Below are 12,956 nucleotides of genomic sequence, written 5' to 3'. Positions count from 1 at the left end.
GTCCCCCTACTCGGCTGGAGGCGAGCCGGGGGTGGGGTCGCATTGCACCGGCGCCATCACCCGGATCACTCCGGCGGCGATGCGCGCGGTGACGGGCGTCCGCGCCAGAACTTCGCCGTCGATCGAGATCGGCAGCTTGGGCTCGGTCGTGATCTGAAGCGCACGGCCGCGGAAGCTGACGGTGTCCTGATGGCGCGCCTCGAGCCCCAGGAAGCTCGCGGCCCAGTTCTTGATGAGCGTTCGGCGGTAATGGCCGCGAACCGCCTGGACGACGATCTCGCCCGAATTGGGCGACGCCTCGTCCACCAGCCAGGTGCCGCCGTGATAGGGGCCGTTCGAGATGCGCACCTCGACCACGCGAAGGCGCTGCACCTCCTTGCCGTTGTCGACGATCAGCTGAAACGGGCGGAACTTCAGGTACTGAAGCGCCGCCCAGCCGAGATAGCCGAGCCGGCCGAGCACCTTCTTCAGATTGTGCGGCACCGTCTCCGCGATCTGCGGGCTGAGCCCCATCGCCGCGCAGTTGGCGAAATAGTCGTTGTCGATCATGCCGAGGTCGATCCGCCGCGGCTCGCCAGTGCGCAGCACGTCGATCGCGCCGTCGATGTCGAGTGGGATGCAGAGCGTGCGCGCGAAGCTGTTGGCGGTGCCGAGCGGCAGCACGCCGAGAATGACGTCGTGGCCGACGAGCAGATCGACGAGCCCGCTGACGGTGCCGTCGCCACCGCCCAGGATCATCAGGTCGGGCTTTTTCGCCAGCGCGTCATTCACGGTCCGCTCCAGATCCCTGGGATCCTCGACCGCATGCGCATCGACTGGAAAAGGTAGTCCGTGGAGCCGTCGGCAGGCTCGCTCGAAAAGCTTTTGCCCCTTACGCGACTTGGCGTTGACGACGAGCGCGGCGGAACGGATCTCGGTCATGGCCCCCTAACGCCCCGGCCGGCGTTTCGGACCCGTAACGCTTGCAGATGGCGGACTGAGCGCCCAAGTGGCGGCGATGCACGCGCCATATCCCGCGCTTCGCCTGCGCCGCACCCGCGCCGCGGCCTGGAGCCGCCGCCTCCACGCAGAAACCGTCCTGACCCCGGCGGACCTGATCTGGCCGCTGTTCGTCGCCGAAGGCGAAGGGGTCGAGGAGCCGATCGCCAGCCTGCCCGGCGTGTCGCGCTGGTCGGTCGACCGCATCGTCGACCGCGGGCGCGAGGCGCGCGATCTGGGCATTCCGTGCGTCGCGTTGTTCCCCAATACCCCGCGCGACTTGCGGACCGAGGATGGGCGCGAGGCGCTGAACCCCGACAATCTGATGTGCCGCGCGATCCGCGCGCTGAAGGAGGCGGTGCCCGAGATCGGCGTGCTGACCGACGTCGCGCTCGACCCCTATACCAGCCATGGCCACGACGGGCTGGTCGATGCGGCGGGCTATGTCGTCAACGACGCGACGGCCGAGGTGCTGGTGGGGCAGGCGCTGAACCAGGCGAACGCGGGCGCCGACATCGTCGCGCCGTCGGACATGATGGATGGCCGGATCGGCATGATCCGCGATGCGCTGGAGCAGGCGGGCCATCACAATGTCCAGATCATGAGCTATGCCGCCAAATACGCCAGTGCCTTCTACGGCCCCTTCCGCGACGCGGTTGGCAGCCGTGGGCTGCTAAAGGGCGACAAGAAGACCTATCAGATGGATTACGCCAATAGCGAGGAGGCGCTGCGCGAGGTCGGCGCCGACCTGGCCGAGGGCGCCGACAGCGTGATGGTGAAGCCAGGGCTGCCGTATCTTGACATCGTCGCCCGCGTGAAGGCGGCGTTCGAAGTACCGGTGTTCGCGTATCAGGTGTCGGGCGAATATGCGATGATCGAGGCGGCGGTCGCGGCCGGCGCGGCCGAGCGCGACCCGATGGTGCTGGAGACGCTGATGGCGTTCAAGCGCGCCGGCTGTTCGGGCGTGCTGACCTATCACGCGCCGTTGGTCGCCAAGCTGCTGGCGCGGTGATCGAGACCGAGCGGCTGATCGTCCGCCCCTGGCGCGACGAGGACCGCGCCCCCTTCGCGGCGATGGGCGCCGATGCCGAGGTGATGCGGCATCTGGGCGGCGTGATCGACCGCGCCGCGAGCGATGCGGCGATCGATCGTTATGTCGCCAAGGCGGCGGCGAACGGCGGCGATTTCTGGGCGGTGGAGCGGCGCGGCGACGGGGCGTTCCTCGGCTTTTGCGGGATACGTCGCGGCGGCCATCCGGGAACGCCGGTGCCTGCGGAATGGGAGGTCGGTTGGCGGTTGCGACGCGACGCCTGGGGGCAGGGCTATGCCCGCGAGGCAGCGGCGGCATCGATCGACTGGGCCTGGAGCCACACGCCGGCGGCGCGGGTCGCCGCCTGGACGGTGCCCGCCAACACGGCGTCCTGGGGCCTGATGCGGCGGCTTGGCATGGCGCACCGTCCCGAACTGGACTTCGATCATCCCGCTTTCACGCCGGGCCATCCGCTCTGCCGCCACCTCGTCTACACGATCGACCGTCCGGCGTGAGCGCCGCTGTCCGGTCAGGGCGCTGGCTCTATGTGCTGACGATCCTGACCGGATCGTTCCTGCTGTTCCTCGTCCAGCCGATGGTCGCACGGATGGCATTGCCGCGGCTGGGCGGGGCGCCGGCCGTGTGGAATTCGGCGATGCTGGTGTACCAGACGCTGCTCTTGGGCGGTTACGCCTATGCGCACTGGCTGGGCCGATGGCGGCCGCGGGTGCAGGCGGGGGTACACCTGGCGCTCCTGATCGTCGCCGCGCTGTGGCTGCCGATCGGGCTGATCGGCGGTGAAATGCCTGCCGACAGCTCCCCCGCCTGGTGGGTGCCGTGGCTGCTGGTCGCGTCGATCGGCCCACTGTTCCTCGCGGTGTCGGCGCAGGCGCCGCTGGTGCAGCGCTGGTTTGCGCTGGCGAGTGGCGGGCGCGAGCCATGGGCGCTCTATGCGGCATCGAACCTGGGCAGCTTCGCCGGGCTGATCGCCTATCCGCTGGTCGTCGAGCCGCTGTTGCCGCTGAGGGTGCAGAGCCTGGCGTGGACCGCGGGCTATGCGCTGGTGATCCTGCTGGTCGTTGCCTGCGCACGGACGCTGCCGGCCGAAAGCGCGGCCCGGATCGTGCCGGTCAGCCCACGCGCGGTGCCGCGTCGGGTGGCGTGGTGGATCGCGCTCGCCTTTGTACCGTCGGGGCTGATGCTGGCGACATCGACCTATATCACCACCGACATCGTCGCGATGCCGCTGCTGTGGGTGCTGCCGCTGGGGCTGTACCTGCTGAGCTTCACCATCGCCTTTTCCGACAAGCGCGATACCGCCGATTTCCTGACTCGTGTCGCGCCAATCACGATCCTGCTGTTCGGCGGCGTCATCATGGGCGGGTTCAACAAGCAGCCGCTGGCGAATGTCGCAGTGGCGCTGGTGCTGCTGTTCATGGTGTCGGTCGGGCTGCACACCGCGCTCTATCGCGCGAGGCCGGCCGCGGATCGGCTGACCGGCTTTTATCTGGCGATGGCGGTAGGGGGCGCGCTGGGGGGCGTCTTCGCTGGCCTGCTGGCGCCGATCCTGTTCGACTGGACCTATGAGTTTCCGCTGCTGATCCTGGCCGCGGGGGCGCTGGTGCCGCAGCTGTTCCTGACCGGATCGATCCGGCGGGTATGGCACGACGCGACGGCACGGCGGATCGCCTGGCTGTTCCTGGTCTTCGTCCTCGTCGTGCTGACCGGCCTGACGTTTCGCGGACCGCCGCAATTGTTCGGCGAGGGGCATCAGGGCCTCACCTTTGTCGTGATCGCCGCGGTCGGCCTGGCGACCATCGGCGTACGCGCGGCCTATACGCTGGTGCTGGCGGCGGCGCTGCTGATGTTCGGCGGCGGCGATGCGCTTCACCTGTCGCTCGGCAGCGACGCGCGCAGCCGCAGCTACTTCGGCGTCTACACGATCCGGGACACGGCCGAGTGGCGCGAGCTCGACCATGGCACGACGATCCATGGCCTCCAGCTGACCGGCAGCGCCGCGCGCGAGACGTCGCCGACGACCTATTATGCGCCGAGCTCCGGGGTCGGGCAGGCGATGACGCTGGCATCGTCGCTGTACGGTACGGGCGCGCGGATCGGCGTGGTCGGGCTGGGGACGGGGACGCTCGCCTGCTATGCCCGGCCGAGGCAGCAATGGCGCTTCTACGAGATCGATCCCGAGGTCGTGCGGATCGCGCGCGATTCTGGGCGCTTCACCTTCCTGCGCCGCTGCCGCCCCGATGCCGACATCGAAATGGGCGACGCGCGACTCTCGCTGACGCGTGATCCGCCCGCCAGCCTCGACCTGCTGGCGCTCGATGCCTTCTCGTCCGATTCGATCCCGATGCACCTGATGACCCGGGAAGCGTTCGCGGCCTATGCGCGGGTGCTGACGCCGAACGGGCTGCTCCTCGTCCACATCTCCAACCGCTTCCTCGATCTGGAGCCGGTGGTCGACGCGGCGGCGCGGGCAGGGGGCTGGCAGGCGGTTGAGCTGTACGATCGGCCGTCGCTGCTCGAGGCGGGCGCCAACGGCAGCCAGTGGGTGGCGCTGTCGCGCGATCCCGCAGCGATCGCCGCGCTACGCCGACAAGACCGCCGTTGGCGCCCGCTCGTCCCGGTCAAGCGGATGGCGCCGTGGACCGACGACTATGCGTCGATCCTGCCGCTGCTGCGCTGGTAGGTCAGGCGGGCGCGACCGAGGATTGCAGCCGGTCCGCGGCGCTGTTCTGGCGTTCCACCTCGGCCTGCGCCTTCGCCCGCAGCGCGTCGAGCGCGGGATAGGCCGGCTGCAAGGCGGCGGCACGGGCGGCGGCGAGATCATCGATCTCGCCGACCAGCCCCGAGGTGCGCGCGCGGCGATCGTCGAGCGTCGCCAGCGATTCCTGAGCGCTCAGCCACGCCTCGCTACCCGCCGCAGCGCCCTTGGCGGCGCGGGCGCGCGGCTCGGCGACCTTGGCGTCGGCGTCGAAATCCTTGGCGGCGGCAGCGAGGCGAGCGGTGATGTCGGCGATTTTGGCATCGAGCGCCGGATCGGGCGTCGCCACCGCGACCGGCACCTTGGGCTCGGCGAAGCCGCGGTCCTCTACCGCGCGATGGCCGAGCGACGGATAACTGCCGTCGTCGCGCGCGCAGCCCGCCGTCAGGAGGATCAGAGCAAGCGGCGCGACGATGGCTTTCATGCGATTTGCCATACGGAACGAAAGAATCGCACGCAACGCACTTGCGCGATCCGGAACAGCTGCTATCAGCGCGCCTCCAATGCGCGCCCGTAGCTCAGCTGGATAGAGCATCAGACTACGAATCTGAGGGTCGGACGTTCGAATCGTTCCGGGCGCGCCAATTTTTCTACCGCGTTTTCGTGTCCCTTCGGGGGGCTCGCGATAATCGGCCCATCCCCAGCTCCTGCGGGTTGGCTACCAAAGCTAGCCAAATATTCATGCCGTCTGCATCGAAGATGCGAGAGGCGTTTCGTCGCCGATTGCCCGCGGCGGGCGTCCACCCGGCCATGTGCCGGTGTGTCGGGCAATCGCCATCGTGATAGGCGGGCACCAAAACCCTTCGTTGTTTTGGACTAACCAACTGGTATGACCGGCACGACGGCGGAAAGCTGCGGTGGAGGTGTGGGGTGGGGTGCATGCGGATCGGTGCGGTGACGGTTGCCATCGGAGTCGCCGCGTCGTTCGCCGTGCCCGTTCACGCAGCTCCTCGCGATGCCAGGACGGTGGCGGCGCATGCGGTGCTCGAACGGCTGATCGGCACGCGGGCGAGCGAGTTCGACTTTCGCCTGGTCCCTGCCCGATCAGGAGACCGCGACAGCTACAGCGTCACCGCCAGCCGCGGCCGCGTCACCGTGATCGCGTCGTCGCCGGTGGCTCTGGTGCGCGGCGCCTATGCCTATCTCGAGGGGATCGGTGCCGCGTCGGTGAGTTGGGAAGGCGATCGCATCGCCTTGCCGGCGCGGCTGCCCGATCGTGCAGCACGCCGCGTAGCAACTGCGTTTGCGCACCGGCTGTATCTCAACACCTGCACCTTCGGCTATACCACGCCCTATTGGGACTGGCCGCGGTGGCAGCGCGAGATCGACTGGATGGCGCTCCACGGCATCGACATGCCGCTCGCGATGGAGGGGCAGGAGGCGGTCTGGCAGGCGCTGTGGCAGGAACAGGGGTTGAGCGCGGCCGAGGTCGGGGATCATCTGTCGGCGCCGCCGTTCCTGCCCTGGCAGCGGATGGGCAACATCGCCGGCTATCGCGCACCGCTGCCGCAGCGATGGATCGGCGCAAAACGCGACCTGCAGCGGCGGATCCTGGCGCGGATGCGCGCGCTGGGGATGCAACCGGTGCTGCCCGCCTTCGCCGGCTATGTACCCAAGGCGTTTGCCGATCGTCATCCGAACGCGCGCATCTACCGAATGCGCGCGTGGGAGGGATTCCCTCCGACCTATTGGCTTGATCCCGCCGATCCGTTGTTCGCGACGCTCGCCGCCCGTTATCAGCGGCTGTATCGCGAGACCTATGGCGCCGGGCGCTATTACCTTGCCGATGCCTTCAACGAGATGATCCCGCCGGTTGCCGACGATGGCGGCGATGCCCAGGGCCAAAGCTATGGCGACAGCACCGCCAACAGCCGCGCCGCCGCCAGCGCCGTTCCTGCGGCCCAGCGCGATCGTCGCCTCGCCGATTACGGCCGGCGCCTCTATCGATCGATCGTCGCGACCCAGCCCGATGCGGTGTGGGTCATGCAGGGCTGGCTGTTCGGTGCCGACAAGAATTTCTGGACGCCGGACGCGATCAAGGCGTTTTTGTCGGCGGTGCCCGACGATCGGATGCTGATCCTGGATATCGGCAACGACCGCTATCCCGGGGTCTGGCGCAATTCGTCGGCGTTCGACGGCAAGAGCTGGGTCTATGGCTACGTCCACAATTATGGCGGCAGCAATCCCGTCTATGGCGACCTAGATTTCTACGCGCGCGACGTCGCCGCGGTGCAGGCCGATCCGGGTCGAGGCCGGCTGGCCGGCTTTGGGATGTTCCCGGAAGGCCTGCACAGCAACTCGATCGTCTACGACCGCGCCTATGACGCTGCCTGGCCTGATCGGCAGGACGGCGACTGGCTGGTTCGGCATTTTCGCGCACGCTACGGCGAGGCAAGCCCGGCGCTGCTGACTGCATGGCGGGCGATCGAGCAGGGCGTCTACCGGACGCGCTACTGGAGCCCGCGCTGGTGGAACGAGCGCGCGGGCGCCTATCTGTTGTTCAAGCGGCCGACCGCGACGGTCGTCGGCTTCGACGACCGGCCGGGAGACATGGCTGCGCTGCGCCGCGGGATCGACGGGCTGCTGGCGCTGCCCCCGGCGTCGCTGCGGGCGCCGTTGCTGGTCCAAGACCTGGTCGACCTCACCCGCCATTATGCGACGATGGCGATCGACCGCCAGATCCAGCGCGCGGTCGCGGCCTATACCCGGCGTGACCTTGCCGAAGGCGATCGGGCGACCGCGCAGGTGCGGCGAATGACGCTGGCGGTCGACCATCTGCTCGGCAACCAGCAGGAAACGCTCGCCGATTGGACCGACGCGGCGCGTGCGGCGGGAACGACCCCAGCCGAGGCTACCTATCACCTTGCCGCCGCCAAGGCGCAGATCGGGGTGTGGGGCGGGGAAGGGCACCTTGCCGATTATGCGTCCAAGGCCTGGCAGGGCATGTATGCCGATTACTATCTGCCGCGCTGGTCGCAATTTCTGGCCGACATCCGCGCGGCGGCGGTGGCGGGGCGGCCGTTCGACGACACAGCGTCGCGCGCGCGGATCGCCGCGTGGGAAGCCGCATGGGCGCAGAACGGGGCACGTTACCGGCGTGCCCGGCCCGCCGATCCGGTCGGCGAGGCGCGCGCGATCATGACCGCGCTGCCATGACCGCGCGGCGCTTCACCTCGCTTGACGTCTTTCGCGGCCTGACCGTGGCGTTGATGATCGTCGTCAACACCGCTGGCCCGGGCGCCCCTGCCTATGCGACGCTGGTGCATGCGCGATGGATCGGCTTCGCCCTCGCCGATCTGGTCTTCCCCAGCTTCCTGTTCGCGGTCGGCAGCGCCCTCGCCTTCGTCCGCCTGGCTGACCGGCCGTGGCCGCCGTTTCTTATCGCGGTGGCGCGGCGCAGCGCGATCATGTTCGCGCTCGGCGTGCTAATGTACTGGTTCCCCTTCACCAGTCCCTTCGCCGAGACGCGCATCCCGGGCGTCCTGCAGCGCATCGCGCTCTGCTATGCGCTGGCCGCAATAGCGTGCCGTGTCCTCGGCTGGCGCGGGCTGCTGGCACTGTCCGCTGTGCTGCTGATCGGCCATTGGCTGATCCTGCTGCTGGCCAGCCCGCCCGGTATGGCGTTCGACAAGATGGGCAATGCCGGCACCCGCTTCGACCTGTGGCTGATCGGCAAGGCGCATCTGTATCGCAAGGACGGCGGCTTCGATCCCGAAGGGTTGCTGGGCACGGTGCCGGCAACGGTCAACGTCATCGCCGGCTATCTGGCGGCGCGTGGCATTCGCCGCGGCATCGGCATGCGGACGCTAGTGTGGATGGGCCTCGCGCTGATCGTGGCGGCGCTGTGCTGGGCCGGGATGCTGCCGATCGCCAAGAAACTGTGGAGCGGATCGTTCGTGCTGCTGACGGTCGGCATCGACCTTTGCGCGCTTGCGCTGCTGGTGAAGCTCGTCGAGCCGCGGCCCGACAACGCGATGGTCCGCTTCTTCCTCGTCTTTGGCCGCAACCCGCTCGCCATCTATCTCTTTTCGGAACTGCTCGTCATCGCGCTGCGCCTGCTGCCCGCGCCCGACCCCTATCAGTGGGTCGGCGTCAATGTGTTCCAGCAGCTCGCGCCGGGGGCGCCCGGCTCGCTGCTGTGCGCGATCGCCTATACCGGAATATGCTGGCTATTCGGCTGGCTGCTGGCGCGGCGGGGCATCATGCTCCGCATTTGAGCCGGCAATCGGCTCAAGCGTCGAGTCGTCGGTTCAGGACGCCGCGGCGCTCCTCCAGCTCGGACCGGGTGCGGCGCATCGCTTCGACTTCGGTCGCTTCCAACAGGTCGTCGACGACGCGCTTCAGGTGGCTGCGCATCGCGGCGCGTGCCGTTGCCGAATCGCGGCTGCGCAGCGCGTCGACGATCAGGCGATGCTCCTCGACGCGGGGATTGACACCCTCGCGCCGCGCCTCGGCGAACATATGCGCGCTCAGCCGCGAATGGTCGCGCAGGTTCCACAGCGTCTCGACGATCATACCGATCGCGGTGTTCCCGGTCGCCTCGGCGATCAGCAGGTGGAATTGCCGATCGGCGGCCATCGCCTCGGCGCCGCCGGGATCGCATCCGGCCATTTCGGCGAGCACTCGGTCGAGCGCAGCAAGCCCGGCATCGTCGATCGCCGTCGCCGCCAGCGCCGCGGTCTCGCCCTCAAACAGGATACGCGCCTCGAGCAGCTCGAAAGCGCCGATATCGAGCTCGGCCGGCTCGGCGGTCCGCCTGGGCGGCACGGTGACGTACAGCCCCGACCCGTGCCGCGCCTCAACGAGGCCGCGGATCTCCAACGCGATCATCGCCTCGCGAATTGTCGGTCGACTGACCGCGAATTCTTCGGCCAGCTCGCGCTCGCCTGGCAGCCGGGAACCCGTCTTGTAACGGCCCTGCTCGATGGCGGCCGTGATCGCGTTGACGACCTTCTGGTACAGCTTTTCCGTGCGCGCCCTCATGCACCGACCAATCCCACGGCAAGTGGATTGACACAAGACTAAGCCATGTTAGATTGGCCAGACCAAAACGAATGACCAATTCGTGTGGTGAGGGACGGCATAAGAAGCGTCCAGCCTGTAATGGTTTCATGAGAAGGGGGGCGCAGCTCGGCCCCCGTTAGGGAGGGGTATAAATGTACGCTGCGCGTCCAGGCCGCCGTTCGATCGGTGCGATGCTATTGGCTGCCACGATGCTGTCCGGAAGCGGTGCGATGGCCCAGGCGGTCGGTGCCGAGGTCCAGTCCGGCAATCCTGCCACCCCGACCGTCGCGACGCCGCACAACCCCGACCAGACCACCGCCGCCGATCGCCCGGCGGAGGCACAGGTCGAGACCTCCGACTCGTCCGACATCGTCGTCACTGGCTTCCGCCAGAGCTATACCGACGCGATCGCGTCGAAGCGCCGTGAAGTCGCGATCACCGACGGCATTTCGTCCGACGGCCTTGGCCGCTTTCCCGACCTGAACGTCGGCGAGGCGCTGCAGCGCGTTCCCGGCGTCCAGATCAATCGCGAGGCGGAAGGGCGCAACGCGACGATCAACCTGCGCGGCCTGCCCGGCGAATATGCGCGGCTGACGCTGAACGGCGTTGCCTTCGCCGAACCGATCCTGTCCGAAGCCGCGCCATTGGGCGCATTCAACGCCGACATCTTCAGCGCGATCGTCGTCGACAAGTCGCCGCTCGCCAATGCCCAGTCGGGCGGCCTGTCGGGCAACGTCGATCTGGAAATCGCGACCGCGCTCAAGCGCAAGGAAGGCGGATTCGTCAAGCTGTCAGGCGAATATAACCAGCTCGGCCAACGCTTCGCGCCCGCCGCGACGGTGGCCTATAATCACCGCTTCTCCGACAGCTTCGGGGTGTTCGGCGTGCTGGCGTACAAGCGCGAAAGCTTCCGCCGCGATTCGATCCTGTTCAACAGCTACACCAACTTCACCGCCGCCCAGGCGCAGGCGAACGCATCGACGCTCGGCACCTATTACGCGACCTCGACGGCCTGCCCGTCGTGTACCGGCACGAAGTCGACCGCGGGCGTGCTCTACAACTCCGCCTTCCGCCAATATGCGCGCGTCAACGAGGGCAATCTGTGGACCGGCGCAGCCGGGGCGGAGTGGAAGCCCGACGACCAGACCAGCATCAGCCTGACCGGGTTCTACACCGATCGCAGCCTGCCCAACACGAAGCAGTATCTGCTCATCATGTCGAACAACCAGGCGAGCGTGCTGACCCCGCTGACGGCGCCGGTGCAGCTGTCCGACGGGCGCAACCTGGTCACCGACATCAACTATGCCAACGGCGACATGGTCTCGTCGACCCGCGGTCTCGGCACGCTCCAGCGTTCGTGGGGCATCAATGCCCGCAGCGCGTGGGAAAACGACGACTGGAAGGTGACCGGCCTCGGCACCGTCTCGCGCGCCGACAATAACTCGATCGAGCAGCAGTTCGATTTCAACACCGTGCAGACGGCGGCCGGCAACGGCGTCACCGGCACGATCCGCACCGGCGCGGGTGACGTGTCGGCGATCAACTTCAGCGTGTCGCCCAATCCCGCGGTGACCACCACGGCCGCCAACGGCTGGTTCTGGGGCGGGGTGGGCGATCCCACCTCGTTCTACGATTCGGCGACGGCATCGGCACGGCGCAACCGCATCCAGTTCACCGGTACCCAGTCCTATGGTGCCAACCGGCTGTACGCCTATCAGGCCGATGTCGAACGGACGTTCCACGACAGCGTCATCTCCGGCATCCAGGTTGGCGGGCGTCTGGAGCGCAACATCTTCATCTCGCGCGGCTATCGCATCTCGGCGTTCGGCATCCAGACGCAGAACATCAATTCGTCGTTCCTGGAACAGTCGCCGGGCAGCGACGGCTTCTTCGGCGGCCTGGTCGATGGCGTGACGACCAACTGGCAGACGGTGCCGCTGGACACCGCCCTGCCCAAGCTTCAGCCCGTGACGGTCTATCCGGGCGGCCAGCTGTCGCCGCAGGGTTACAACATCCGCTACAACGACAATAACTACGCGCTGTACAACTTCACCAATCGCAACGATCTGGCGGCGGTCTATGGCCAGGTGAAGTACGAGCTTCATCTGGGCGGTATCACGCTGCGCGGTAACGGCGGCCTGCGCTACGAATATACCCGCAACGTCATCGACGCGCTCGACCGCATCTCGTTGACCGGCACGATCGGGTCGCCCGCCGACTTCCGCTACAACACCTACAAGCAGAATTACGGCAAGCTGCTGCCCTCGTTCATCGTCGTCGCCGACCTGACCGACAAGCTGCTGCTGCGCGGTGCCGCCTATCGCACCTACGTCCGACCCCAGCCGCGCCAGTTCACCCCGGCGACGATCGTCGGCAGCCCCAACGGCGGCGTCTATTCGGTGACGCTCGGCAATCCCGATCTGAAGCCGTATGACGCGACGTCGTTCGACGCATCGCTGGAATGGTACAACCGGCCCAACGGCATCGTTTCGGTCGCCGCCTTCCAGAAGCGGATCACCGGCCTGATCGCCCAGATCAGCGATCCCAAGCGGCTCTGCCCGTCCGATGCCCGCGTGCTCGGCCTCGGTACGCTGACCGTCAACGGCGACCAGTGCCAGAGCAGCCTTATCTATACCGGCGGCGCGGTGCCGACGCCGTTCCTGGTCGCGGCGACCGGCTTCGTGAACCAGGACAGCCCGATCACGGTGCGCGGCCTGGAATTCAACGTCCAGCAGACGCTCGACTTCCTGCCGGGCCTGCTCCGCAACCTGGGTGGCGGCATCAACTATGCCTATACCACGGTCAGCGGCACGACCTCGTCGGGTGCCACCGCGACGCTGCCGGGCGTGTCGAAGCACAATGCCAATGTCATCGGCTATTACGAAACCGGCGATTACGGGCTGCGGCTGGTGTACAACCTGCGCAGCAAGTACGACCTCGCCTCGGCTGGCACCTTCACGGGTGCCGCGCGCCAGGTGCGCGCGCGTGGGCAGCTCGACATGTCGGCATCGTACAACGTGTCGAAGAACCTCTCGCTCTCGCTCGACGCGTATAATCTGACCAACGCAATCCGCGTGGAATATGAAAACGATCCGCAGCTGATCCGCCGGGCCGATTACGACGGCCGCACCGTCACGCTGACGGCGCGCGCGACCTTCTGATCCGCCT

The 12,956-nt window shown here is 67.6% G+C and carries 9 protein-coding genes and 1 tRNA gene; 7 read left to right on the top strand and 3 right to left on the bottom strand.

Translation table 11 applies throughout. From position 1 onward, the window contains the following. Positions 1 to 6 precede the first annotated feature (6 nt). The gene (locus GGQ80_RS04875) at positions 7 to 921 is read right to left on the bottom strand and encodes a diacylglycerol/lipid kinase family protein (RefSeq protein ID WP_183982758.1); all 915 of its coding nucleotides are present in this window, start codon (positions 919 to 921) and stop codon (positions 7 to 9) included. 76 nt (positions 922 to 997) lie between these two features. Between GGQ80_RS04875 and hemB the strand changes: the two genes are divergently transcribed. Genes hemB through GGQ80_RS04860 form a run of 3 tightly spaced genes read left to right on the top strand, consistent with a single transcriptional unit; the run spans position 998 to position 4,709 of the window. Continuing rightward, positions 998 to 1,990, top strand: a complete 993-nt coding sequence (hemB, locus tag GGQ80_RS04870) for a porphobilinogen synthase (RefSeq protein ID WP_183982757.1) — start codon at positions 998 to 1,000, stop codon at positions 1,988 to 1,990. Next, positions 1,987 to 2,523: a GNAT family N-acetyltransferase gene (locus GGQ80_RS04865; protein WP_183982756.1), complete on the top strand. Its 537-nt coding sequence runs from the start codon at positions 1,987 to 1,989 to the stop codon at positions 2,521 to 2,523. Before hemB ends, GGQ80_RS04865 begins: the two co-directional genes overlap by 4 nt. Beyond that, positions 2,520 to 4,709, top strand: a complete 2,190-nt coding sequence (locus tag GGQ80_RS04860; protein WP_343050855.1) for a fused MFS/spermidine synthase — start codon at positions 2,520 to 2,522, stop codon at positions 4,707 to 4,709. Before GGQ80_RS04865 ends, GGQ80_RS04860 begins: the two co-directional genes overlap by 4 nt. Before the next feature lies 1 nt (position 4,710). Here GGQ80_RS04860 and GGQ80_RS04855 read toward each other — a convergent pair whose 3' ends face one another. Further along, complete coding sequence (locus GGQ80_RS04855) at positions 4,711 to 5,208, bottom strand: hypothetical protein (RefSeq protein WP_183982755.1); 498 nt, start codon at positions 5,206 to 5,208, stop codon at positions 4,711 to 4,713. An 83-nt stretch (positions 5,209 to 5,291) separates the two neighbouring features. Here GGQ80_RS04855 and GGQ80_RS04850 point away from each other — a divergent pair. From GGQ80_RS04850 to GGQ80_RS04840, 3 genes are all read left to right on the top strand, one after another. After that, positions 5,292 to 5,368 (top strand) — tRNA-Arg (locus GGQ80_RS04850). A gap of 310 nt (positions 5,369 to 5,678) precedes the next feature. Beyond that, complete coding sequence (locus tag GGQ80_RS04845) at positions 5,679 to 7,940, top strand: alpha-N-acetylglucosaminidase (protein WP_343050854.1); 2,262 nt, start codon at positions 5,679 to 5,681, stop codon at positions 7,938 to 7,940. After that, positions 7,937 to 9,001, top strand: a complete 1,065-nt coding sequence (locus tag GGQ80_RS04840; RefSeq protein WP_183982753.1) for an acyltransferase family protein — start codon at positions 7,937 to 7,939, stop codon at positions 8,999 to 9,001. The genes GGQ80_RS04845 and GGQ80_RS04840 overlap by 4 nt, the downstream gene beginning before the upstream one ends. Positions 9,002 to 9,014: 13 nt before the next feature. Here the strand turns inward: GGQ80_RS04840 and GGQ80_RS04835 are convergent, their stop codons facing one another. Then, complete coding sequence (locus tag GGQ80_RS04835) at positions 9,015 to 9,767, bottom strand: FadR/GntR family transcriptional regulator (RefSeq protein ID WP_183982752.1); 753 nt, start codon at positions 9,765 to 9,767, stop codon at positions 9,015 to 9,017. A 173-nt stretch (positions 9,768 to 9,940) separates the two neighbouring features. Here GGQ80_RS04835 and GGQ80_RS04830 point away from each other — a divergent pair, with 173 nt between their 5' ends. Next, the gene (locus GGQ80_RS04830; RefSeq protein ID WP_183982751.1) at positions 9,941 to 12,949 is read left to right on the top strand and encodes a TonB-dependent receptor; all 3,009 of its coding nucleotides are present in this window, start codon (positions 9,941 to 9,943) and stop codon (positions 12,947 to 12,949) included. Positions 12,950 to 12,956 lie beyond the last annotated feature (7 nt).

It is taken from the genome of Sphingomonas jinjuensis (assembly GCF_014197105.1).
Lineage (GTDB): Bacteria > Pseudomonadota > Alphaproteobacteria > Sphingomonadales > Sphingomonadaceae > Sphingomonas > Sphingomonas jinjuensis.
Note: the sequence above shows the minus strand (reverse complement) of the source record. Positions and strands in the feature narration are given on the sequence as shown.